Source organism: Rhabdothermus arcticus (assembly GCF_055382915.1).
Genome location: NZ_AP043808.1, coordinates 140576 through 163119, shown reverse-complemented (window position 1 = coordinate 163119; position 22544 = coordinate 140576). Strand labels below are relative to the sequence as shown.

The 22544-nt window shown below is 69.6% G+C and carries 27 protein-coding genes and 2 tRNA genes; 13 read left to right on the top strand and 16 right to left on the bottom strand.

Annotation, left to right across the window (positions count from 1 at the left end):
* Positions 1-8 precede the first annotated feature (8 nt).
* The 7 genes from clpX to ACZ48Y_RS00930 all read right to left on the bottom strand — a co-directional run bounded on the left by clpX (position 9) and on the right by ACZ48Y_RS00930 (position 5185).
* Positions 9-1217, bottom strand: a complete 1209-nt coding sequence (gene clpX / locus ACZ48Y_RS00960; protein ID WP_464741265.1) for an ATP-dependent Clp protease ATP-binding subunit ClpX — start codon at positions 1215-1217, stop codon at positions 9-11.
* Positions 1204-1788, bottom strand: a complete 585-nt coding sequence (gene clpP / locus ACZ48Y_RS00955; RefSeq protein WP_464741263.1) for an ATP-dependent Clp endopeptidase proteolytic subunit ClpP — start codon at positions 1786-1788, stop codon at positions 1204-1206. The genes clpX and clpP overlap by 14 nt, the downstream gene beginning before the upstream one ends.
* Before the next feature lie 88 nt (positions 1789-1876).
* Complete coding sequence (locus ACZ48Y_RS00950; RefSeq protein ID WP_464741261.1) at positions 1877-2239, bottom strand: P-II family nitrogen regulator; 363 nt, start codon at positions 2237-2239, stop codon at positions 1877-1879.
* Positions 2236-3534: an ammonium transporter gene (locus ACZ48Y_RS00945; RefSeq protein WP_464741259.1), complete on the bottom strand. Its 1299-nt coding sequence runs from the start codon at positions 3532-3534 to the stop codon at positions 2236-2238. The genes ACZ48Y_RS00950 and ACZ48Y_RS00945 overlap by 4 nt, the downstream gene beginning before the upstream one ends.
* Positions 3535-3727: 193 nt before the next feature.
* Positions 3728-4945, bottom strand: a complete 1218-nt coding sequence (tig, locus tag ACZ48Y_RS00940) for a trigger factor (protein WP_464741257.1) — start codon at positions 4943-4945, stop codon at positions 3728-3730.
* A gap of 36 nt (positions 4946-4981) precedes the next feature.
* Positions 4982-5067, bottom strand: a tRNA-Leu gene (locus tag ACZ48Y_RS00935).
* Positions 5068-5108: 41 nt separating this feature from the next.
* Positions 5109-5185 (bottom strand) — tRNA-His (locus ACZ48Y_RS00930).
* Positions 5186-5253: 68 nt separating this feature from the next.
* Here ACZ48Y_RS00930 and ACZ48Y_RS00925 point away from each other — a divergent pair.
* A complete protein-coding gene (locus ACZ48Y_RS00925) occupies positions 5254-5799 on the top strand; it encodes an apurinic/apyrimidinic endonuclease family protein (RefSeq protein WP_464741255.1) in 546 nt (181 codons plus the stop codon).
* Complete coding sequence (locus ACZ48Y_RS00920) at positions 5796-6179, top strand: hypothetical protein (protein WP_464741253.1); 384 nt, start codon at positions 5796-5798, stop codon at positions 6177-6179. Before ACZ48Y_RS00925 ends, ACZ48Y_RS00920 begins: the two co-directional genes overlap by 4 nt.
* On the opposite strand, the gene mutM is transcribed toward ACZ48Y_RS00920, so the two are convergent.
* Entirely contained in the window at positions 6140-6955 is an 816-nt protein-coding gene (gene mutM / locus ACZ48Y_RS00915; RefSeq protein WP_464741251.1) for a bifunctional DNA-formamidopyrimidine glycosylase/DNA-(apurinic or apyrimidinic site) lyase, read from the bottom strand. The two genes, ACZ48Y_RS00920 and mutM, sit on opposite strands and share 40 nt — an antisense overlap.
* A 2-nt stretch (positions 6956-6957) precedes the next feature.
* Positions 6958-7659, bottom strand: coding sequence for a 1-(5-phosphoribosyl)-5-[(5-phosphoribosylamino)methylideneamino]imidazole-4-carboxamide isomerase (gene hisA / locus ACZ48Y_RS00910; RefSeq protein ID WP_464741249.1), 702 nt, complete (start codon positions 7657-7659; stop codon positions 6958-6960).
* A 23-nt stretch (positions 7660-7682) separates the two neighbouring features.
* Here hisA and ACZ48Y_RS00905 point away from each other — a divergent pair, with 23 nt between their 5' ends.
* Both ACZ48Y_RS00905 and ACZ48Y_RS00900 read left to right on the top strand, forming a co-directional pair.
* Positions 7683-7841: a hypothetical protein gene (locus ACZ48Y_RS00905; RefSeq protein ID WP_464741247.1), complete on the top strand. Its 159-nt coding sequence runs from the start codon at positions 7683-7685 to the stop codon at positions 7839-7841.
* Positions 7838-8257 carry a hypothetical protein gene (locus ACZ48Y_RS00900; protein ID WP_464741245.1) on the top strand — a complete coding sequence of 140 codons (420 nt, stop codon included), beginning with the start codon at positions 7838-7840 and terminating at the stop codon, positions 8255-8257. The genes ACZ48Y_RS00905 and ACZ48Y_RS00900 overlap by 4 nt, the downstream gene beginning before the upstream one ends.
* A gap of 9 nt (positions 8258-8266) precedes the next feature.
* Here the strand turns inward: ACZ48Y_RS00900 and rocF are convergent, their stop codons facing one another.
* Complete coding sequence (rocF, locus tag ACZ48Y_RS00895; RefSeq protein WP_464741243.1) at positions 8267-9160, bottom strand: arginase; 894 nt, start codon at positions 9158-9160, stop codon at positions 8267-8269.
* Between the two features lie 110 nt (positions 9161-9270).
* Here rocF and ACZ48Y_RS00890 point away from each other — a divergent pair, with 110 nt between their 5' ends.
* The 8 genes from ACZ48Y_RS00890 to metK all read left to right on the top strand — a co-directional run bounded on the left by ACZ48Y_RS00890 (position 9271) and on the right by metK (position 15434).
* Positions 9271-9810, top strand: coding sequence for a YceD family protein (locus ACZ48Y_RS00890; protein ID WP_464741241.1), 540 nt, complete (start codon positions 9271-9273; stop codon positions 9808-9810).
* 67 nt (positions 9811-9877) lie between these two features.
* Entirely contained in the window at positions 9878-10069 is a 192-nt protein-coding gene (rpmF, locus tag ACZ48Y_RS00885; protein WP_464741239.1) for a 50S ribosomal protein L32, read from the top strand.
* Positions 10070-11047: a beta-ketoacyl-ACP synthase III gene (locus ACZ48Y_RS00880; RefSeq protein ID WP_464741237.1), complete on the top strand. Its 978-nt coding sequence runs from the start codon at positions 10070-10072 to the stop codon at positions 11045-11047.
* On the top strand, positions 11044-11946 hold the full coding sequence (gene fabD / locus ACZ48Y_RS00875; protein ID WP_464741235.1) for an ACP S-malonyltransferase: 903 nt from the start codon (positions 11044-11046) through the stop codon (positions 11944-11946). Before ACZ48Y_RS00880 ends, fabD begins: the two co-directional genes overlap by 4 nt.
* Positions 11934-12680 (top strand): 3-oxoacyl-[acyl-carrier-protein] reductase, encoded by a 747-nt coding sequence (fabG, locus tag ACZ48Y_RS00870; RefSeq protein WP_464741233.1) that lies wholly within the window; start codon positions 11934-11936, stop codon positions 12678-12680. The genes fabD and fabG overlap by 13 nt, the downstream gene beginning before the upstream one ends.
* Positions 12681-12712: 32 nt before the next feature.
* Positions 12713-12946, top strand: a complete 234-nt coding sequence (gene acpP, locus ACZ48Y_RS00865; protein WP_464741231.1) for an acyl carrier protein — start codon at positions 12713-12715, stop codon at positions 12944-12946.
* Positions 12947-12950: 4 nt separating this feature from the next.
* Positions 12951-14192 carry a beta-ketoacyl-ACP synthase II gene (fabF, locus tag ACZ48Y_RS00860; RefSeq protein ID WP_464741229.1) on the top strand — a complete coding sequence of 414 codons (1242 nt, stop codon included), beginning with the start codon at positions 12951-12953 and terminating at the stop codon, positions 14190-14192.
* A 63-nt stretch (positions 14193-14255) separates the two neighbouring features.
* A complete protein-coding gene (metK, locus tag ACZ48Y_RS00855; protein WP_464741227.1) occupies positions 14256-15434 on the top strand; it encodes a methionine adenosyltransferase in 1179 nt (392 codons plus the stop codon).
* On the opposite strand, the gene ACZ48Y_RS00850 is transcribed toward metK, so the two are convergent.
* The 4 genes from ACZ48Y_RS00850 to ACZ48Y_RS00835 form a co-directional block, all read right to left on the bottom strand.
* Positions 15431-16507, bottom strand: coding sequence for a GGDEF domain-containing protein (locus ACZ48Y_RS00850; RefSeq protein ID WP_464741225.1), 1077 nt, complete (start codon positions 16505-16507; stop codon positions 15431-15433). The two genes, metK and ACZ48Y_RS00850, sit on opposite strands and share 4 nt — an antisense overlap.
* A 70-nt stretch (positions 16508-16577) precedes the next feature.
* Entirely contained in the window at positions 16578-17930 is a 1353-nt protein-coding gene (locus tag ACZ48Y_RS00845) for an NAD(P)(+) transhydrogenase (Re/Si-specific) subunit beta (protein ID WP_464741223.1), read from the bottom strand.
* Positions 17927-18223 (bottom strand): NAD(P) transhydrogenase subunit alpha part 2, encoded by a 297-nt coding sequence (locus ACZ48Y_RS00840; RefSeq protein WP_464742758.1) that lies wholly within the window; start codon positions 18221-18223, stop codon positions 17927-17929. The genes ACZ48Y_RS00845 and ACZ48Y_RS00840 overlap by 4 nt, the downstream gene beginning before the upstream one ends.
* Entirely contained in the window at positions 18223-19365 is a 1143-nt protein-coding gene (locus ACZ48Y_RS00835; protein ID WP_464741221.1) for a Re/Si-specific NAD(P)(+) transhydrogenase subunit alpha, read from the bottom strand. The genes ACZ48Y_RS00840 and ACZ48Y_RS00835 overlap by 1 nt, the downstream gene beginning before the upstream one ends.
* Positions 19366-19428: 63 nt before the next feature.
* Here ACZ48Y_RS00835 and ACZ48Y_RS00830 point away from each other — a divergent pair, with 63 nt between their 5' ends.
* Complete coding sequence (locus tag ACZ48Y_RS00830) at positions 19429-20388, top strand: nitroreductase family protein (RefSeq protein ID WP_464741219.1); 960 nt, start codon at positions 19429-19431, stop codon at positions 20386-20388.
* Here ACZ48Y_RS00830 and ACZ48Y_RS00825 read toward each other — a convergent pair.
* Together ACZ48Y_RS00825 and ACZ48Y_RS00820 are read right to left on the bottom strand one after the other, a co-directional pair.
* Positions 20360-21574, bottom strand: coding sequence for a CaiB/BaiF CoA transferase family protein (locus tag ACZ48Y_RS00825; protein WP_464741216.1), 1215 nt, complete (start codon positions 21572-21574; stop codon positions 20360-20362). The two genes, ACZ48Y_RS00830 and ACZ48Y_RS00825, sit on opposite strands and share 29 nt — an antisense overlap.
* Positions 21575-21583: 9 nt before the next feature.
* Positions 21584-22516, bottom strand: a complete 933-nt coding sequence (locus tag ACZ48Y_RS00820; RefSeq protein ID WP_464741214.1) for an alpha/beta hydrolase-fold protein — start codon at positions 22514-22516, stop codon at positions 21584-21586.
* Positions 22517-22544: the final 28 nt, after the last annotated feature.

Sequence of the window (22544 nt, the reverse complement as noted above, 5' to 3'; positions counted from 1 at the left end):
GTCACCTCCTAGCCCGCCTGCCGCAGGCCGCCGTCGCGAAGCGCCGCCAGGGGATCGTCGAGGTGTGGCAGGTCGAAGACCACCCGCCGCACGCCGGCCTCGGGCAGGGCGTACATCAGCTCCACCATCGCCCGCTCGACGACCGCGCGCAGGCCCCGGGCCCCGGTCCCCCGGGCCTTGGCCCGGCGAGCGATCTCCCGCAGCGCGGCGGGGGTGAAGCTGAGCTCGACCCCCTCCAGGGCAAAGAGCTTTTGGTACTGCTTGACGAGGGCGTTCCTGGGCTCGGTGAGGATGCGGACCAGGGCCTCCTCGTCGAGGTCCTCGAGCTCGACGATGACCGGCACCCGTCCCACGAACTCAGGGATCAGCCCGAACTTCACCAGGTCCTCGGGGATGACCTCGGGCCTGCCCTCGGCCTTCTTTTCGGCGGCGAAGCCGATCGGGTTCTGGTCCACCCGGGCCTTGACGATGCCCTCGAGCCCTTCGAAGGCCCCGCCGAGGATGAAGAGGATGTGCTTGGTGTTGACCGGGATCAGCTCCTGGTGCGGGTGCTTGCGCCCGCCCTGGGGCGGAACGTGGGCCACGGTGCCCTCGATGATCTTCAACAGCGCCTGCTGTACCCCCTCCCCGGAGACGTCACGGGTGATCGAGGGGCCCTCCGACTTGCGCGCGATCTTGTCGATCTCGTCGATGTAGATGATCCCCCGCTCGGCGGCCTCGACGTCGAAGTCCGCGGCCTGCAGCAGGCGCAGCACCACGTTCTCCACGTCCTCGCCGACGTAGCCAGCCTCGGTCAGGGTGGTCGCGTCGGCGATCGCGAAGGGCACGTCGAGCTTGCGGGCCAGGGTCTGGGCGAGCAGGGTCTTCCCGGTTCCGGTGGGGCCGATCAGGAGGACGTTGGACTTTTGGATCTCGACCTCCTCCTCATCCTCCAGCCGCAACCGCTTGTAGTGGTTGTAGACCGCGACCGAGAGGACCTTCTTCGCCGCCTCCTGACCGATCACGTACTCGTCGAGAAAGGCCTTGATCTCCGCGGGCCGGGGCAGCCGGGCCGGGCCCTTGAAGCGCTGCCGCTTGCGGTCCGCCTCCAAGAGCGACCAGGCCCGCTCCACGCAGTCCGCGCAGATGTAGACCTCGCCGATGGGGGCCTCGAAGAACCGCCCGACCTCGGGGCGCCCCCGGCCGCAAAAGCTGCAGACCGGCTCAGGCCGCTTCACGCCGAACCACCTTGTCCACGAGGCCGTATTCCGCCGCCTCCTCGGCGCTCATCCAGTAGTTGCGGTCGGTGTCCCGGGCCACCTTCTCCAGCGGCTGACCGGTGTGCTCGGCGAGGATGCGGTTGAGCTTCTCGCGCATCTTCAGGATCTCCTGGGCCTCGATGGCGATGTCCGCCGCCTGCCCCTGGGTGCCGCCCCAGGGCTGGTGGATCATGATTCGGGCGTTGGGCAGGGCAAAGCGCCGGCCCGGCTCCCCGGCGGCGGCGATCACCGCCCCCATGCTCGCGGCCAGCCCGACGACGATCGTGGAGACCGGGGGCTTGACGTACTGCATCGTGTCGTAGATGGCGAGGCCCGCGTCGATCTCCCCGCCCGGGGAGTTGATGTAGAGCTTGATCTCCTGGTTGGGGTTTTGCGCCTCCAAAAAGAGCATCTGGGCCACCACGGTGTTCGCCACCTGGGCGTTGATCGGGGTGCCCAGAAAGATGATGCGGTCCTTCAAGAGCCGCGAGTAGATGTCGTAGACGCGCTCGCCGCGCGCGGTTTGTTCGATTACGTAAGGGACCACCATGCTGGCCTCATTCTTACACCGACGCGCGGAGGAAAGGTAAGCAAAGGCCCAAGGGGGCGCCCCCTTGGGCCTTTGCCGCCAAAAAGGCCTAGGCCTCGCCCGGCCTGGGCGGGGTCACCGCCGCCTCGTCCTCCTCCCCGGTGCGGATGCGAATCACCTTCTCCACCGGAAGGACGAAGATCTTGCCGTCGCCGACCTCGCCGGTACGCGCCGCGCCCAGGATGGCCTCGATCGTGGGCTTGACGAAGGGCTCGGAGACCCCGATCTCGAGCTTGACCTTGTCGTAGAGCCCCATCTTGACCCGGGTGCCGCGGTAGGCCTCGACCCGCTCGGTGCCCCCGCCGTGCCCCAGCACCTTGGTGATGGTCAGGCCCCGCACGTCCGCCTTGAACAACGCCTCCAACACGTCGTTGAGCTTTTCCGGCCGGATGATGGCCACGATCAGCTTCATGCCGCACCCCCTTCATCCACCAGGATCGCGCCTTCGGCCACGGGGTAGGCCTCCTCCCCGTGCATCGCCGCGTCCAGGCCGATCGCCTCGTCCTTGGGCGCGACGCGGAGCGGGACGAAGAGGCCGACCAGCTTGTAGACCACCCAGCTCCCGACCAGGCTGTAGAGCCCCGCGGCGACGACCGCGACGAGCTGGATCCAGAGCTGGGTCGGGTTGCCCTCAAGCAGGCCCGGGGTGCCGCCCCAGGCCTTGGAGGCGAAGACCCCGGTCAACAGCGCCCCGGTGATCCCGCCCAGGCCGTGGGCGCCGAAGACGTCGAGGGCGTCGTCCAAGCCGAGCTTGGGACGGATGGTGATGAAGAAGTAGCTGGGAAGCGCGGCGATGGCCCCGATCCAGATCGCCCCCAGGGGGCCGACGTATCCGGCCGCGGGGGTGATCGCCACCAGCCCGACGACCGCGGCGGTGGCCAGGCCCACCGCGGTGGGGCGACCGTCCCGGAAGGCCTCGAGCAGCATCCAGACGAAGATCGTCGCCGCCGGGGCGAGGAAGGTGTTGGTGAAGGCCAGCGCCGCCGAGGCGTTGGCCCCGTAGGCGCTGCCCCCGTTGAACCCGAACCAGCCGAACCACAAGAGCCCCGCGCCGAGGAGGACGAAGGGAATGTTGTGCGGCAGGAAGGCGACGCGCCCGAAGTCCTTGCGCGGCCCCAGAACCAGGACCCCGACGAGCCCCGCGAGGGCGGCGTTGATGTGCACGACCGTGCCCCCGGCGAAGTCCAGCGCCCCAAGGTCCTTCAAGAACGCCGCGCCCTCGGGCCCCCAAACCCAGTGGGCCAGGACGGCGTAGACGAGGAGCGTCCAGAGCACGCTGAAGAGCACCCAGGCGGAAAAGCGCATGCGCCCGACCACCGAGCCGGAGATCAGCGCCACCGTGATCACCGCGAAGGTGCCCTGGAAGGCGACGTCGAGCAGGGCGGGCATGCTCCCGGAAAGGTCGATCTGTTTGAAGAAGAACATTCCCGTCCCGCCGACGTAGGGGCTGAGCGCGTCGTAGGCGATCGAGTAGCCGAAGAGCGCCCACGCCAGCGCCGCCGCCCCGAGCGCGGAAAAGCTCATCATCATCGTGTTCAGGACGTTCTTCTGCCCGACCATGCCGCCGTAGAAGAAGGCCAACGCGGGGGTCATCAACAGCACCAGCGCGGTCGAGGTCAGCATCCAGGCGGTGTCCGCGCCGTTCGTCTCCTCCGCGAGGGCAGCGCCGACGAGGGCCAGGGTCAACCAGGTCGCGTATCGCTTCATCTTCCTCCCTCCACGGGGACCAGGCTAGCGGATATTTATGCAAGGCGTCAAGAGGATATTGAACAAGCATCCAATTCTCGATGAACGCTTTGCACGATAACGCGGATTTTCGTGCGGAACGTTTTCGTGTTCTTGGTCAAGCGTTAAAAGAAAAGGGGACGGGGCATTCGCCCCGTCCCCGGGCGTGTCCCGGTTAGGCGGCGCTCAGCGCCTCCACCGCCTGGGTCAGCGCCTTGTCGTGGAGCCGCCGCACGTAGAGCCGGCGCAGCGCGGACGCGCCGACCGCGCGCTCGAACTCCTCGGGGGGCAGGCCGTAGCGCTTGGCCAGGGTCTCGAGGTAGGCGCGCCACTCGTCCTCGCTGAGCTCGGTCTTCTCCTCCTCGATCAGCTTGTCCAAGGCCAGCCCGCGGCGCACCCGCAGCTCGGCCCCCTTGCGAACGTCCTCCTTGAGGGCCGCAAGCTTCCCCTCGGCCTCGAGCTGCTTGAGGTAGTCCTCGAAGGGGATCCCCTTCTCCGCCAGGTCTTCGGCGATCTCCCGCCAGATCGCCCGCTCCTCCTCGGCGATCATCGAGGGCGGGACCTCGACCTCGAGCCCCTCCGCCAAGCGGTTCAAAAGCTCGGTCTTGCGGGCCTCGAGGGCCTCCTCGGCAGCGCGCCGCTCCAGCGCCTCGCGGATCTTTTCCCGGGCTTCCTCGAGCGTCTCGTAGCCCAGGGTCTTGGCGAACTCCTCGTCGAGGGCGGGGCGCCGCACCTCCTTGACCGCCTCGACCCGGCCCTTGACCTCGCCGGTCGGCGCGCCGTCCTCGTTCAAGAGGGGAAGCGTCACCTCGTCCCTGGCCCGCTTGCCAAGGAGCGCTTCGCGAACGGGCTGGGGCGCGCGGTCCAGGCGCACCGGCACCTCGCCCTGGTCGGTGACCACCACGACCAGGTCCTCGGGGCCGGCGGGGCGGTCCACGGTCTCGATCTCGGCGTAGCGCTCGCGCAGCTCCTCGAGCGCGGCCTCGACCGCCGCCTCGTCGATCTCCGGGGCCTCGGTCTCGAGGGTGAAGGCGCGCCAGTCGGGGAGCTTGACCTCGGGGTAGTTTTCCAGCGTGACCTCGAGCACCAGCGGCGCCCCCCGCTCCGGGGTGCCCTCGATCGAGAGGATCGCGACCGGGTTGAGCTCGAGCGCCTTGATCGCCTCGGGGAGCACCCGGTCCACCAGCCGGTCCTTGACCTCCTGGGCCAGCGCCTCAGGACCGATCCGCGCGATCAGCACCTTGTCCGGGGCCTTACCGGGTCGAAAACCGGGGACGCGCAGTCGCTTGCGGTAGGCGTCGAGGACCTCCTTATAGGTCCGCTCGACCTCGTCGGCCGGGACCTCGGTCTTGAAGCGGACCCGGTAGCCCTCTTGTTCCAGGATCTCTGCCATTCGGTTCACCTCGCATGAAAAACAGCGGTCCGGCCTTGGTGCGAGGAGCGGGACTTGAACCCGCACGGGTGAACCCCACCAGATCCTAAGTCTGGCGCGTCTACCAATTCCGCCATCCTCGCCTAGGCCGGCCGGACCGCCGGCGTGCCGCTTGCGCGGCGTCTGGGGTGAGCGATGGGACTTGAACCCACGACCCCCGGTTCCACAGACCGGTGCTCTAACCAGCTGAGCTACGCTCACCGCGCCCAGCAAACGCCATTTTAAGGAAAACCCCGGAGAGCGTCAACAAACGGTATCGTAAGGATGCTATGAAGCGAGCGATCGCCCTTATCCTCCTCGGCGCCCTGGCCCTGGCCCAGGGCTACCTGACTCCCGCGGCCCGCGCCGGGCTGATCGAGGCCCTGACCGGACGCGGCGGGGCCTATGAGAGCTACGCCTTTTACACTGCGGTCCTCGGCGCGCTGGGACCGGTGGAGCCCCTGCGCAGCATCCTCAACGGCGAGCGCCAAAAGCTCGAGGCCCTGCGCGCAAAGCTCGAGGCCTACGGGGTCACCTACCCCAAGCGCAACCCCTACCTCGGCCGCGTCCAGGTGCCGAGCGATCCGGACGCCGCCCGGCGCTTCGCGATCGCCCTGGAGACGAAGAGCATCTACCTGGAAAAGCGGCTGACCCGGGCGGTGGCCGGCAACGCCGACCTGGTCCAGCTCTTTACCGCCTTTCGGCTCGCTGACCACGCCCAGCGCGAGGCGCTGCGGATCCCCCTCACCGAGCGCCAGGACCTCCGGGAGCTGGCCCGCGCGCTCGGCGAGGCCTGCCCGTTCGCCTTCGGCCCCGCCTACTGCCCGGCCCGATGAGGCGCGCTCTCCTCGCCCTGCTCTTGATCCTGGGGCTCGCGCTCGGGGGCTTCTTGCTCTGGCGCTGGCTCTTTTCCCCGGAACGGCTGAACCTCGTCGGGCGCACGATCGGCACCACCTTCGGCTTCGACCACGGGGTCGTCGAGTTCTACTCGATGGGCCAGCTCAAGCACCGCTTTTTCGAGGTTGAAAAGCTCACCACCGCCAAGGGCACCTACGAGAACCAGACCCGTCCCTACCGCTTCGGCTACGGCTACCACGACCTCAACCTGAACGGGATCCTGGACCCCGAGGAGCGAGCCCTGGGCAAGGTCTACTTCGAGGTGCCGATCTACGCCGACTACCTCTTCTTCGACGCTAAGCGCCCCCCGGTCCGCTGACAGCGCGGGCAGAAATGGGCGCTCCGCCCGCCGATCCGAAGGCGCTGGATCGGCGTGCCGCAGACCGGACAGGGCGCGCCGGTACGACCGTAGACCGCGTGCTGGATCTGGAAGTAGCCGGGACGGGCGTCGGGGAGCCGGTGGCTTTGGTCCTTCAGGGTCGAGCCCCCGGCCTCGATCGCGGCCAGGAGCACCTCGCGCATCGCCTCGAGCAGCCGCGCCACGCGCCGCGGGCCCAGCGCCCGGGCGGGGGTGAGGGGGTGGATCCGCGCGCGAAAGAGCGCCTCGTCGCTGTAGATGTTGCCGAGGCCGGCGATCAGACGCTGGTCCATCAGCGCGACCTTGATGGGGCGCGCCGTGCCCGAGAGGGCCCGCTTCAAGGCCGCCGGGGTGAAGGCCGGGTCCAGGGGCTCAGGTCCCATCTCGGCGAGGAGGGGGACCTCCTCGGGGGAGCGCACCCAACGAAGCCGCCCGAACCGGCGGGGGTCGTGGAAGTAAAGCCAGGTCGCCCCCAGCTTCAAGCGCACCCGGGTGTGCGGGGTGGGGGCGAAGCGAAACCCGCCGCTCATCCCCAGGTGGGCGACGAGGTGGCCCGCGTCGAGGTCGAAGCGCAAGAACTTGCCGCGGCGATCCAGGGCGTGGACGCGCTGGCCCAGGGCGCGCTCGAGGTCCGGGTAGCGCTCGGGGTCCTCGTGGACGATGGCCTCGATCCGCCGCCCCACGACGTAGGGCAAAAGAATCCGTCGGGTGACCTCGACCTCGGGCAGCTCGGGCATCGCTAGACCCAGTTCACAAGGTCGATCCGCCCCTCGTAGAGGGCGCGGCCGACGATCGCGGCGTCGACCCCCAGGGAAGCGAGCCGCTCGAGGTCGGCCTCGGACCCCACCCCGCCCCCGGCGATCAGGGTTCCGGGCCAGGCCTCGCGCATCGCCGCCACCGGCGCCGGGTCCACCCCGCGCAGGGTCCCGTCCCGGCGCACGTCGGTGTAGATCAGCGTCCGGACCCCGTCCTCGAAGAGCCGGCGGGCGAGCGCGGGGGCCGCTTGGCCGGTCCCCTCCTGCCAGCCGGCGACGGTGACCGAAAGCCCCCGGGCGTCGACGCTGACCGCCACCCGTTCGGGGCCGAAGGCCTGGAGCATCTCCCGCAGGACCTCGGGGGCGCGGACCGCCACCGTGCCCACCACCACCCGATCCGCCCCAAGCCCAAGAAGGGCCTCGGCGGCCTCAAGGCTGCGCACCCCGCCCCCAACCTCGAAGGGCACGGCGAGCGCCTTGGCGATCCGGGCGATCGCCTCGCGGTTTTCGCCCCGCCCGGTGGCCGCGTCGAGGTCCACCAGGTGCAAGTACGTGGCGCCCTTTTCCTGCCAGGCGCGCGCGGCCTCGAGGGGATCCTCGAAGTAGACCGTCTCCCGTGCGGGATCGCCCTCGAAAAGGCGCACCGCACGCCCGCCCTGGATGTCCACCGCTGGAATCACCTGCACGGGGTCAGTTTAGACTATGAGCGATGAGACGACGCACCTGCGGGGCCTTTTCCGGGGCCTTCCTGTTGATCGGCATGGGGGTGGGGATGCTCTTTGGGAAGACCGGCGCGGGGCTCTTCATCGGCCTCGGGATCGGCCTTCTGCTCGACGCCCTGATCGGCTGCCGGAGGCGAAACGCGTGAAGCGGCTGGCCATCCTGCTGCTAGCGCTCACCGGGTTCGGCCTTGCGGCCGGGGGGTTCGTGCTCGGGATCACCTCCGGCGGAGGCCTCGAGTTCGGCGGCGGAGGGTTCGGCCGGATGGGCCGCCTCTATGCCGGGGGCCTGGGGGCCGGGGGCGATGACGGCGGCTACGGGCTTGGATTCCTCGGCTTCGAGGCCTACCGGGCCAGGCACGGCGCGGTTCGGATCGCGGTGGTGCCGCGGCTGGGTCTCGGCGGTGGGGCCGGCCCGGGATGGGCGGGAATGGTCGTCGAACCCGGCGTCTGGGTGCTCGCGGGGCCGCCCCGCCTGGCTCTGACCGCGTTCGCCGGCGGCCAGTGGACCCCCGGCCGGGCCCGCGCGCTCCTCCGGCTGGGCCTCGCCTGGGGGCGCTGGTAGCGGGTCGCCTCAGAGGATCCGCTTGCCGAGCAGGCTGGCCGCGAGCTCGACGGCGATCTCCGCGGTGCGGTTCCTGCGGTCGAGGATCGGGTTGACCTCGACGATCTCCATGCTGGTCACGATCCCCGAGGCGTAGAGGAGCTCCATCAAGAGGTGCGCCTCGCGGTAGGTCAGGCCGCCGGGGACCGGCGTTCCCACCCCCGGGGCGATCTCCGGGTCGAGCACGTCGACGTCGAAGGAGACGTGGACCGCGGGCAGCCCTTTCAACCGGGCCACCGCCTCGGCGGTTACCCGGGCGATCCCCATGCGGTCCACCTCGCTCATGGTGAAGACGCTGACCCCGCTCGCGCGGATCAGCTCGCGCTCCCCGGGGTCCAACGCGCGTACCCCGATCAGCACGACGTCCTCGGGCCGCAGCTTGGGCCCCGGGCCGCAGACCTCGACGAGCGGCGGCGCGCCGAAGCCCAAGAGCGCCGCGAGCGGCATACCGTGGACGTTCCCCGAGGGGCTGGTCTCCGGGGTGTTGAAGTCCCCGTGGGCATCCACCCAGATCAGCCCCGTGCGCTGTCCCCGGGCAACCCCGGGCACCGAGCCCAGCGCGATCGCGTGATCCCCGCCGAGGATCAGGGGGAAGGCGTCTTCGGGCAGGGCCTGAAGCCGCTGGCAAAGGCGTTCGGCGACCGCGGCGATCTCCGCCGCGTAGTAAGGGGGCCGCGCCGCAGTCCGGCGCCTTAGGGTCTCGACCACCGGGACCTCGAGGTCCCCGTGGTCCTCCACCCCGAGCCCGAGGGCCTCCAGGGTTTCCTGTAAGCGCGCGTAGCGCACCGCGCTGGGGCCCATGTCCACCCCTCGCCTTCCGGCACCAAGGTCCATCGGCACACCGAGGATGCCAACCCGTCGCATCACCCCGCCATGCTAGCACAACCTTTGCGTCCCCAACGCTTTTCTATATTTATGCATAGCCGCTCTCAAGGTTGACCTAAACCCCTTGCGCGGGCTAGAATCGGTCGGATATGGACAAGCACGAACCGCAAAGCATCAACCTCGCCGGCATCCTCAAGGAGCCCGGCGAAAAACGCGCCGAGGGGGTGATCAAGGGCGCGATCGGCGAGGGCGCGAGGGCGATCCCGCTTCAAGAGAAGGCCAGCTGGAAGGTCACCGTCTCCAGCTACGGCGGGGAGTTCTGGCTCTCCGGCGAGATCCACGGCACCGCGATGATGGAGTGCCGGCGCTGCCTGAAGCCGACCCCGGTGCCCATCCACGCCTACTTCCAGCACCTCCTGCACTACCAGCCCGGGGTCGAAGGGGTGAAGCTGGTCGAGGAACCCGAGGAGGACCTCTACCTCTTTGGCAAGCCCGAGCTCGACCTCTCCGGTTTCCTCAGCGAAGCCTTCGCCCTGGAGATGCCCCTGACCGCGCTCTGCCACGAGGCGTGCGCGGGGCTCTGCCCGGTCTGCGGCGCCGACCTCAACGAGACCGACTGCGGCCACGCCGCCCAGCTCAAGGCCAAGACCCCGTTCCTGGCGCTGCAAAACCTCCTCGAGGACCTCTAAGCCAAAGGTTTGCTATAATCGCCCTTCGGCCCGGCGAGCTGCCGGCGGAGGATGAAGGAGGAAGGACATGGCCAAGCACCCCGTACCCAAGAAGAAGACGTCGAAGTCCCGCCGGGACAAGCGGCGTAGCCACCACGCGCTCAGCGCTCCCACCCTCGTCGCCTGTCCCCAGTGCGGGGCGATGAAGCCCCCCCACGCGGTCTGCCCGGAGTGCGGCTACTACAAGGGCGAGAAGGTCCTGGACCTGCCGGAGGCCTAGATGCCGGCCGGCATCCTCGCCCTCGGGGCCTACGCCCCGGCCAAGGTCCTCACCAACGAGGACCTGGCTTCGTTTATGGACACCTCGGACGAGTGGATCCGCACCCGCACCGGGATCCGCCGCCGGCACGTGGCCGCGGAAAACGAGTTCACCTTTGACCTCGCCGAAAAGGCGGTCAGAGACCTGATCGCGCGCCACGGCGAAGAGGCGCTTGAAGGCGTCGAGCTGGTGATCGTCGCCACCAACACCCCGGACGCGATGTTCCCCAACACCGCGGCGCTGGTCCAGGACCGCTTCGGGCTCAAGGCCGCAGCCTACGACCTGCTCGCCGGCTGCCCGGGCTGGCTCTACGCCTTGGCCCAGGCCGCTGGACAGATCGAGGCGGGGATGGTGAAGAAGGCGCTGGTGATCGGCGCCGAGGTGCTCTCCAAGGCCGTGGACTGGCGCGATCGCGCCACCGCGGTCCTCTTCGGCGACGCCGCGGGGGCCGCGGTCCTGGGACCGGTCCCCGAGGGGCAGGGCTTTCGCTCGTTCGTCCTCGGGGCCGACGGCGCCGGCGGCCCCACCTTGCACATGAAGGCGCTGGCCGCCAGCCTCCCCGACGGCACGCGGATGAACGACCGCATCTACATGAACGGACGCGAGGTCTTCAAGTTCGCGGTCCGGGTCATGGACACCGCGACCCTCGAGGCCATCGAGAAGGCGGGGCTCAAAAAGGAGGAAATCCGCCTCTTCGTCCCCCACCAGGCCAACCTGCGCATCGTCGACGCCGCGCGTCAGCGGCTGGGGCTGGACTGGGACCGGGTGGTGGTCAACCTCGACGAGTACGGCAACACCTCGACCGCCTCGATTCCCCTGGCGCTCAAGGAGGCGCTGGACGCGGGCAAGGTGCGTCCTGGCGACCACCTCCTCTTCGTCTCCTTCGGCGCGGGGCTGACCTGGGCGGCGGCGGTGCACACCTGGGGAGAGGCGCCATGATCGCGCTCTTTCCCGGCCAGGGCTCGCAGCAGGTAGGGATGGCCCGGGCCTTCTACGAGGCCAGCCCGGCCGCCCGCGAGGTCCTGGACCGCGCCGAGGCCACCCTCCCCGGCCTGCTCAAGCTGATGTTCGAGGGGCCGATCGAGACCCTCACCCTCACCGAGAACGCCCAGCCCGCGCTCCTCGCCGCCGGCTACGCGGCCTACGCCGCGGCCCGCGCCGCGGGACTCCCCGCGCCCAACGCGGCGCTCGGTCACTCCCTCGGGGAGTGGACGGCCCACGTCGCCGCCGGAACCCTGCCCTTCGAGGACGCCCTGCGGCTGGTGCGGCTAAGGGGGCGCTACATGCAAGAGGCGGTCCCGGTCGGGGAGGGGGCGATGGCCGCGGTGCTCAAGCTTCCCCTGGAGGCGATCGCGCCGGTGGTCGACGCCATGGAAGGCGTCTGGATCGCCAACCTCAACGCCCCCGGGCAGGTGGTGATCTCCGGGAAGAAGGCCGCGGTCGAGGCCGCCGCGGAGGCGCTCAAAGCCAAGCGCGCCCGGGTCGTCTTCCTCAACGTCAGCGCCCCTTTCCACTCTCCCCTCATGGCCCCGGCGGCGGCGAGGCTGGCCGAGGCCCTGAACGAGGTGGCCTTCTCCGACCCCGCCTTTCCCGTCTGGGCCAACGCCACCGCCCGGCCGGTCACCGAGGGAGAGGCCGCAAGACGCCTCCTGATCGAGCAGATCACCGCGCCAGTGCGCTTTTCCGAAAGCCTGGCGGCGATCGGTCCCGAGACCTACGTGGAGTTCGGCCCGGGCAAGGTCCTCACCGGGCTGGTGCGGCGCACCCTCAAGGACGCCCGCGCGGCCAGCGTCGAGGACCCGGCCGGGCTCGAGGAGGTGCTGGGATGGCTGAGGTAAAAGGGGTTTTGGTCACCGGCTCCAGCCGGGGCATCGGGCGGGCGATCCTGCTCGAGTTCGCCCGCGCCGGCCACCGGGTCGCGGTGCACTACGGCAGGAACGCCGCCGCCGCAAAGGAGGTCGCCGAAGCCGCGCGCGCCCTGGGCGCGGCCCAGGTCGAGGTGCTCGGCGCCGACCTTAGCGACCTCGAGGCGGCCAAGCGCCTCTATCAGGAGGCCGAGGCCGCCCTCGGCGGGGTCGACGTCCTGGTCAACAACGCCGGCATCACCCGAGACAACCTCCTGGTGCGCCTCAAGGACGAGGACTGGCTCGCCGTCCTGCAGACCAACCTCACCGCCGCCTTCGTCCTCACCCGGGAGGCGATCAAGAAGATGATGCGGCGCAAGTGGGGCCGGGTGATCAACATCGCCAGCGTCTCCGGCCTCCTGGGGCCGGCGGGACAGAGCAACTACACGGCGGCAAAGGCGGGGCTGATCGGGTTCACCCGCTCCGCGGCCAAGGAGTACGCCGCCCGGGGCATCACGGTCAACGCGGTCGCGCCAGGGTTCATCGAGACCGACATGACCGCCGCCCTCCCCGAGGCGGTGCGCGAAGCCTATTTGAAGGAGATCCCCGCCGGGCGCTTTGGCCGCCCCGAGGAGGTGGCCAAGCTGGTGGCCTTTTTGGCCTCGGAAGACGCCGCCTACATCAACGGGCAGACGATCTGCGTCGACGGCGGGCTCACGCCCCATTAGGGGCATGTATAATCTCGCGTTGGAGGTACGTCATGGACGTTTTCGAAAAGGTCAAAGCGGTGATCGTGGAAAAGCTCGACGTGGAGCCCGAGAAGGTCGTCCCCGAGGCCCGCTTCATCGAGGATTTGGGGGCGGACAGCCTGGACATCGTCGAGCTGATCATGGGGCTCGAGGACGAGTTCGGCCTCGAGATTTCCGACGAAGAGGCCGAGAAGATCCGCACCGTCGGGGACGCGATCAAGTTCATCGAGTCGCGGGTCGGTTAGGGACGTGCGCCGCGTCGTCGTCACCGGGCTGGGGCCGGTCACCCCGATCGGGGTGGGGGCCGAGGCCTTCCACCGGGCCCAGCTCGAGGGCAAGAGCGGGATCCGCCGCATCACCCAGTACGACCCCGAGGCCTACAAGCTCCCGGTCAAGATCGCTGGCGAGGTCGACGTCGACATCAGCCAGTACCTGGACCGCAAGGAGGCCCGGCGGCTGGACCGCTTCGTCCACCTCACGCTGATCGCGGCCCAGCTCGCGCTCGAGGACAGCGGCCTTAAGCTCGACGAGGAAGACAAAACGCGCGTCGGCACCCTGATCGGCAGCGGGATCGGCGGGATCCGGACCTGGGAGGAGCAGTTCAAGATCTACTTCGAGCGCGGCCCGCACCGCCTCTCCCCCTTCTTCATCCCCATGGTGATCTCCAACATGGCCTCGGCCCACGTCGCGATGCGCTATGGCCTGACCGGGCCCTCGAGCACCGTGGTCACCGCCTGCGCCACCGGGACCGACGCGGTGGGCAACGCCTACCGGCTGATCAAGCAGGGCTTCGCGGAGGTGATGTTCACCGGCGGCGCGGAGGCCCCGATCACCCCCATGGCGGTGGGCGGCTTCGCGGTGATGAAGGCCCTCTCGACCCGGAACGACGCCCCGGAGAAGGCCTCGCGCCCCTTCACCAAGAGCCGTGACGGCTTCGTCATGGGCGAGGGGGCAGGGGTGCTGGTGCTCGAGTCCCTGGACCACGCCCTGGCTCGCGGCGCGAAGATCTACGCCGAGGTCGTCGGCTTCGGGCAGAGCGCCGACGCCCACCACATCACCGAGCCCCACCCCGAGGGCCTGGGCGCGGTGCTGGCGATGGAGCGGGCGATCGAAGAGGCCGGGATCGAGAAGACCGCGATCGGCTACATCAACGCCCACGGCACCAGCACCCCGCACAACGACCGCGTCGAGGTCAAGGCCATCAAGAAGGTCTTCGGACCCCACGCCTACCAGCTCGCGGTCTCCTCGACCAAGTCCATGACCGGCCACCTCCTGGGCGCGGCGGGCGCGGTCGAGGCCATCGCCACCGCCCAGGCCCTCGAACGCCAGATCCTGCCGCCCACGATCAACTACGACGATCCGGACCCCGAGCTCGACCTGGACTTCGTCCCCAACGCCCCGCGCCCGGCCGAGTTCGCGTACGCGCTCTCCAACTCCTTCGCCTTCGGCGGGCAGAACGCGGTTCTCATCCTCAAGCGCTATGCCCCCTAGGGGCGACGTTGTATACTCAAAAGCCGGCCATCGGGCCGGCTTTTTTCTCGGGAGGTCGGGACATTGAAAAAGCTCATCACCTCGGAATCGGTCACCGAAGGACACCCGGACAAGCTCGCGGACCGCATCTCGGACGCGATCCTCGACGCCATGCTGGCCCAGGACAAGGGGGCCCGGGTCGCGGCCGAGACCCTGGTCACCACCGGGCTGGTCTTCGTCGCCGGGGAGATCACCACCAAGGGGTACGTGGACATCCCCGGCCTGGTGCGCAAGACGGTCAAGGACGTCGGCTACACCCGGGCCAAGTACGGCTTCGACGGCGACACCTGCGCGGTGCTCACCGCGATCGACGAGCAGAGCCCGGACATCGCCGGCGGGGTCAACCTCTCCTACGAGGTCAGGGTGGAGAAGTCCACCGACCCCCTCGACCGCATCGGGGCCGGTGACCAGGGGCTGATGTTCGGCTACGCCACCACCGAGACCCCGAACCTGATGCCGCTCCCCATCACCCTCGCCCACGGGATCACGATGCGCCTCGCCGAGGCCCGGCGCAAGCAGGAGCTCCCCTACCTCAGGCCGGACGGCAAGGCCCAGGTCACCGTGGTTTACGAGGACGACCGCCCCCTTTACGTCAAGACCGTGGTCGTCTCCACCCAGCACTCCCCCGAGGTGGACCTGGAGACGATCCGCGAGGACGTGATCCAGAAGGTGGTGCGGCAGGCCATCCCCGAGGAGTACCTGAGGCCGGAGACCGAGTACCTGATCAACCCTTCGGGCAAGTTCGTCCTCGGCGGTCCCCACGCCGACACCGGCCTCACCGGGCGCAAGGTCATCGTCGACACCTACGGCGGGGTGGTCCCCCACGGCGGCGGCGCCTTCTCCGGGAAGGACCCCACCAAGGTGGACCGTTCGGCCAGCTACTACGCCCGCTACATGGCCAAGAACCTGGTCGCCGCGGGCCTCGCCGAGCGGGCCCTGGTGGAGCTCGCCTACGCGATCGGTAAGGCCCGGCCGGTCTCGATCCGGGTCGAGACCTTCGGCACCGGCAAGCTCCCCGACGACCGGCTAACCGCGATCGCCGCCGAGGTCTTCGATCCACGGCCGCTGGCGATCATCGAGGAGCTCGACCTCCTGCGCCCGATCTACACCCCCACCTCGGCCTACGGCCACTTTGGCCGTGAGGGCTTCCCCTGGGAGGCGACCCGCAAGGTGGAGGCGCTGCGCGCCGCCGCAGGCATCTAGGCCGAGAGCGTCTCATCGGGGGCCGGGGCCGGTTCGACCCGGCCCTTGCCCTTTTGCTTGGCGCGGTACATCGCCGCGTCCACCCGGCTGAGCAGGGCGGTGAGGCTTTCCGTCGGCATCCACTCGGCCACGCCGAAACTGGCGGAGAGCTTCGCCCCGTGCACGGTCATCCCCTTCAACGCCTCCGAGAGCCGCTCGGCCTGGCGGGCCGCGTCCTCGAGCCCCGCCCCGGGAAGCGCGACCAAAAACTCCTCCCCGCCCCAGCGCCCCATCCAGTCGCTGGCGCGCACCTGTCCTTTGAGCTGCCGCGCTGCCTGAACGAGCACCTCGTCCCCCACCCAGTGGCCCAGGGTGTCGTTGATCCGCTTGAAGTCGTCGAAGTCGAAGAGGATGACCGAAAAGGGCTCGCCATGGCGCAGCCCCCGCGCGTAGAGGTGCTCGAGCACCCGCTGCATCTGGCGGCGGTTGGCGAGGCCGGTCAGCGCGTCGAAGGCCGCTTCGCGCTGAGCCTCGGCGTACCAGCGACGGTGCAACCCGAGGAGGTGCCCAAGGCCCAGGGCGGCGAGGCCCGCGGCCTCAAACTGCAAGAGCGCGTTCGCGATCACCGGGTCTTGCAAGGCGAACCGCCCCCCCGCGAGGCCGAGCAGCCCCCAGGCCCCCAACCCCAGCCAGAACGCCGTGCGCGGGTTGAAGGCAAGCTGCGCACCCACGAAGAGGGGAAAGACCCAGTAGGTCACCTCGCTCAAGCGCCCGGCTTCAGGGACGAAATCGAAGAACTGATAAAGGCTTGCGGCGAGGATGTAGGCTCCGACCCAGAGAAAGACCGCACGGCCCACCCGCGGCACCTTCTCCGGACGCCGGTAGATCCAGAACGTGGCCAGCAACAGGCCCAAAAAGAGCAACGGCAGCCCGACCCGGTCCACCGGGCTTCGCACCGTGCCGTGGGCCCTCAGGTCCAGCCAGTAGGCCGCGGCGATCGCCAGCGCCGCCAGGGGAAAGACCACCAGCATCGCCCGGTACAACGTTTGGTGATGCCGCGCGACGGTCAGATCCGGTCCACCCAGCGGTCCCAACTGGCCTCCTAGGGCCAGTCTAACAACAAACGGGCGCCGGCCCTTGGACCGGCGCCCGGAAGGTCCCGGCTCAGTACTGCTTGATCGCCTGGACCAGCTTGGTCACGACCTCCTTGGCGTCGCCGAAGAGCATGCGGGTGTTGTCCATGTAAAAGAGCTCGTTTTCGATCCCCGCGAAGCCCTTCCCCCGACCGCGCTTGATCACGAAGACGTTCTTGGCCTTGTCGACGTCGAGGATCGGCATCCCATAGAGGGGGCTGCCCTCGCGCCGGGCGGCGGGGTTCACCACGTCGTTGGCCCCGATCACCAACGCCACGTCCGCGGACTCGAACTCGGGGTTGATGTCCTCGAGGTCGTAGAGCTTGTCGTAAGGCACCCCGGCCTCGGCGAGGAGCACGTTCATGTGCCCGGGCATCCGACCGGCGACCGGGTGGATCGCGAACTTCACCTCCACCCCGCGCTTTTCCAGCTCGTCCATCAGCTCCTTGATCTTGTGCTGGGCCTGGGCCACCGCCATGCCGTAGCCGGGGACGATGATCACCTTGTTCGCGTAGGCCATCGTCGCCGCCGCGTCCTCGATCGAGGTCTCCTTCATCTCCCCCTCGATCTCCGCCTCCTGCTCGACGGCCCCGAAGGCCCCGAAGAGGACGTTGGTCAGCGAGCGGTTCATGGCCTTGGCCATCAGCTGGGTGAGCAGCGTGCCCGCCGCCCCGACGACGGTGCCGGCGACCATCAGCGCGGGCTGGGAGAGCGCGATCCCCTCAAAGCCCACCGCCAGGCCGGTGAAGGCGTTGTAGAGGCTGATCACCACCGGCATGTCGGCGCCGCCGATGGGCAGGGTCATCAGCACCCCGAAGACCAGGGCCAAGAGGAAGAAGAGCAGGATCAGCGAGAGCGGCTGGGTGAAGACCAGCACCCCGCCAAGGACGACGGTCACCGCCAGCCAGGCCAGGTTGAAGACCTGCTGCCCGGGGAAGGTGATGGGGCGCTCGCGCATCAGCCGCTGCAGCTTGGCGAAGGCGATCATCGAGCCGGAAAAGCTCACCGAGCCGATCAGCCCGCCGAGCACCGCGAGCGCCGCCAGGGCGGGGGGCAGGTCCCCGCGCATGAGCTCGACCGCGGCGATCGTCGCCGCCGCGCCGCCACCCATGCCGTTGTAGATCGCCACCATCTGGGGCATGTCGGTCATGGCGACGACCTTGGCCCCCCACCAGGCGATCGCCGAACCGATGACCAGGGCCACGATCATCAGCCCCAGGTTGTGCATCCCCGGCCAGAGGAAGGTCGCCAGGACCGCCGCGGCCATCGCGTAGCCGGCGTAGACCACGCCCTGACGGGCGGTCTTGGGGTGGCTCATCTGCTTGAGCGCGTAGATGAAGGCCATCGCGGTGAGGAAGTAGATGGCCTGGATGACCTGGGTCATGCCTCGCCCCCCTTCTTGCGCTCGAACATCTCCAGCATGCGCTCGGTCACCGCGTAGCCGCCGGCGGCGTTGGCCGCCCCGAGCAGCACCCCGAGAAAACCGATCGCCTGCTCCAGCGGGGTGGTGGCGTGCCCCAGGGCGAACATCGCCCCCACCACCACGACGCCGTGGATGAAGTTCGACCCGGACATCAAGGGCGTGTGCAGGATGACCGGGACGCGGCTGATCACCTCATAGCCGGTGAAGGCCGCGAGCATGAAGATGTAGAGCGCGGGCCAAAACCCCAGTTCGATCATGCCGATCCCTCCTCCAGTCGAGCCTTGGTGGGTTCGTGCCGGACCTCGCCGTCCCAGACCAGGACGCTTTTGGCCAAAATCTCGTCCTCCCAGTCCGGGGCCAGGGTCGCCCCGTCCTTGGTCAGGAGCCCGACGAAGTTGTAGAGGTTCTTCGCGTACATCTCCGAGGCGTGCACGCTGAGCTCGGAGGGCAGGTTGACCGGGCCGTAGATCGTGACGCCCCGGTGCACGACCCGTTCCCCGGGCTGGGTGAGGGCCACGTTCCCCCCGGACTCCGCGGCGACGTCCACGATCACCGCCCCCGGGCGCATGCGCTCGACCATCTCCTGGGTGATCAGGAGGGGCGCCCGCCGCCCGGGGATCTGGGCGGTGGTGATCACCACGTCGGCCCGGGCCACCGCGTCGGCGACCATCTGCTTTTCCATCTCCTTCTCCTCGGGGGTGAGCTCGCGGGCGTAGCCGCCCTCGGTCTCGGCGTCGATGTCCAGCTCCAGGAACTTGGCCCCCAGGCTGCGCACCTGCTCCCCGGCAGCCCGGCGCACGTCGTAGGCCTCGACCACCGCCCCCAGACGGCGGGCGGTGGCGATTGCCTGCAGCCCGGCGACGCCGGCCCCGAGGACCAGGACCTTGACGGGGCGGATCGTCCCCGCGGCGTAGGTCAGCATGGGGAAGAACTTGGGCAGCAGGTCGGCGCCGATCAGGGCCGCCTTGTAGCCGACGACGGTGGCCTGGCTGGAGAGCACGTCCATCGCCTGGGCCCGGGTGATACGGGGGATGAGCTCGAGGGCGAAGGCGTTGACCTTCTTCTCCACCATCCGCTTCACCCGCTCAGGGTAGCGGTGAGGCTGCAAGAAGCCCACCACCACCGCCCCTGGCCGCATCAGGTCCACCTCTTCCTCGGCCGGGGGCTGCACCTTCAGGATCAGGTCCGCCTCCGGGTAGAGCGCCGCCTTGTCCGGGACGACCTCGGCCCCGGCCTTCTCGTAGTCGGCGTCCGCAAAGAACGCTCCCTCCCCGGCCCCGGCCTCGACCCTGACCTCATACCCCTGCTTGGCCATGCGGCCGGCCACCTCCGGGGTCACGGCCACCCGGCGTTCTCCGGGGACCGTCTCCTTGGGTACCGCTACGCGTATCGCCATGCTCTCCCCTCCTTAAACGTCCCTGGCGATTATATCGGGGCCGCTGCGGGGTAGATTGTCCCTATGGAGCTCTACGACCTCTACAAGACGCGCGCCAGCGTCCGCGCCTTCAAGCGCGACCCGATTCCCGAGGCCGACGTCGAGAAGATGCTCTTCGCCGCGCAACGCGCCCCGACCGACGCGACCGCCCAGCTCTACAGCATCCTTCGGATCAAGGACCCGGCGCTGCGCAAGCGCCTGGCCCACCTCGCCGGCGACCAGCGCCACGTGGAAGAGGCCGCGGAGTTCTTCGTGATCCTCGCCGACGTCTACCGCCTCGGCCGGCTCCTCGCCCACCGCGGCGAATCCCTCGGCCACTGGCCGCGCACCGCGCTGCACTTCGCGATCCTCGACGCGGCCCTCGCCGGGGCCAACCTGGCGACGATGGCCGAGGCGTTGGGGTACGGCATCTGCTGGATCGGCGGGGTGCTCAACCGGCCCGACGAGGTGCGCGATCTGCTCTCGCTCCCCACCGGCGTGCTGCCGATCTCCGGTCTGGTGGTGGGGGTGCCGGCGGAGACCCCCGCCCCCCGCCCCCGCCTGCCCCGGAAGGTCGTCGTGCACACCGACCGCTACCGGGATTACACGGACGCCGACCTCGCGGAGAGCTACGCGGCGATGGCCCCGGCAAGCCGCACCGGCGACTGGCTGAAGCTCCTCAAGCACTACTTCGCCCAGGGCGGGGTGATGGAGGCCAGGGACCCCCTCTACGGCGCGGTCAAGGCCCGCCAGGGCCTCGCCGACGACCTCGACGCCGAGGCCGCCGAGGCCCTCTTCGTTCGCGGGTTCTCGGTCGGATCCCTGGGCGAGGCGATCGCCGCCCTTTTGAAACAGGGCTGGCGCGGTGCGCTCTTTAAAGAAGGCACGTTCGGCGAGAGCGAGGTCTGGATCGAAAAGGAGACCGAGGCCCACCGGGGCGAGGGGAAGACCCCTGGCGCGGCCCTCGCCGAGGCCATCAAGGCCGCGTTTTTGAACGAGGGGTAAGGATCACCCCGTCCGCGGCCAGCGCGGCGAGGGCCGTCTCGTCCAGGCCGAGCACGTCTTTGAGCACCTCCTCGGTGTGCGCCCCCAGCACCGGGGGCGGGCCCTTCGGCACGGCCGGGGTGCGCGAGAACAAGCGCAAGGGATTGGCCACCGTCTTGAGCGGGCCGATCGTGGGGTGGGCGAGCGTCCAGACCACCCCCCGGGCCTCGGCCTGGGGATCGGAGAAGGCCTCCTTGAGGTCGTTCACCGGGGTCGCGGGGATGCCCGCGGCCTGGAGACGGGAGAGCCAATCCGCCCGCGGGGCGCACTTGAAGGCTTCCCGCAGCATGGGGATCAGGGCCTCACGGTGGGTCACGCGACCGGCGTTGGTGCGAAAGCGCGGGTCCTCGGCCCACTCCGGATGCCCGAGGAGGCCCGCCAGGCGGGCGAACTGGGCGTCGTTGCCCACGGCCAGGATGAACCAGCCGTCGGCGGCCTCGAAGGCCTCGTAAGGAACGATCTGGGGATGGGCGTTGCCCATCCGTCGCGGCGGCGTGCCGGTGACCAGGTAGGCCTGGGCCTGGTTGACCAGCGAGGCCAGGGCCACGTCCCAGAGGCTGAGGTCGAGGTGCTGGCCGCGGCCCGAGCGCTCGCGCTCGAGGAGGGCGGCGAGGATGCCGGAGACCGCCGCCCAGCCGGTGAGCACGTCGATCAACGCCACCCCGACCTTCATCGGGGGGCCGTCGGGCGCGCCGGTCAGGCTCATCAGCCCGGTGATGCCCTGCAGCGCGGCGTCGTAGCCAGGCTCGTGGGCCCGCGGGCCGGTCTGGCCGAACCCGGTGATCGAGACGTAGATCAGACCGGGATTCTCGGCGCTGAGCGCGGGGTAGTCGAGGCCGTATTTGGCGAGGCTTCCGGTCTTAAAGTTCTCGACGAGCACGTCCGCCCGCCGGGCCAGCGCGCGCACCAAATCCCTTCCGCGGGGGTCCTTGAAGTCGATCACGAGGCTCTTCTTGCCCCGGTTGGCGGAGAGGAAGTAGGCGCTCTCCCCGGCGACGAAGGGCGGACCCCAGGCGCGGGTGTCGTCCCCGCTGGGACGCTCGACCTTCCAGACCTCGGCCCCCAGGTCGGCGAGGACCTGGGTGGCGAAGGGACCCGCGAGGACGCGGGAGAGGTCGAGCACCTTGAGCCCCTGGAGCGGTCCCATGCGCCTACGTTAAAACGCCAGGTCCCGCCCCACCAGGTAGCGAAGTCCCGGGGCGATGCCCTGACGCCAGGTCACCCAGTTATGTCCGGAAGGACGCTCCCGGTAGCCGTGAGGCTGGCCTAGGTCGGCGAGGCGGGCGGCAAAGCGCCGAACCGGGGCCAAGAGCCACTCCAAAAGGCCGACCTCGAGGTAGGCCCGGCCCTCCACCGGGACCAGGGCGGAGGTCAGCCACTCCGGCTCGGTGTAGGCGTCGCGCCCCCCGGGGATGGCTTTGAGCGCGGGGGAGTGGGCCATCGCGAAGGCGGCGTGCCCCTGCTGCCAGAGCCAGAGCGCCATCAACCCGCCCAGCGAAGCCCCCCAGCTGCCCCAGACCAGCCCCCTGGCGAAGGCCGGAACGACCTCCTCGAGCACCAGGGACCGGTAGCCGGGGTCCATGCGGTACTCCCGGTCGCGGTCGCGGGGCTCGACGAAGACCAGACGCACCGGGTGGATCTCCCCCGCCTGGATCAAGGCCTCGGCGACCTCGGGCATCCGCCCGATGCGCGCGAACGCCACCCCGTCCTGGATCAGGATCACGGCCACCGGCGGCACCGGCGGCTCGTAGACGATCACCGGACGGCCGGAGGGGAGCCGCTCGCGAAGCAGCCGGTCCTTTGGCACCGCGGCCAGCGGCGGCGCCTCGTAGCGCCAGCCCGGGGTGGTGACCGCGCGGGCGTAGGGCCACCAGGGGTTCTCCGCGGCCATCGGGGCGCCGGGATCGGGGAAGGGCCGGCCCTCGGCGTCGAGGTAGGCGTACTCGATGTAGGCCCCTAAGGGAAACTCCAGGGTTACCGGGCCATTGAGCGGGAGCGGACGCCGCTTCCAGTCGGTGAAGTCGCCGATCAGCTGGCGCGCCCCGGGCGGGGGATCGAAGGTCACGAAGCGGCCCTTGACCTCGGGCATGGCCCTATTGTTGCACCGACCACCCTTT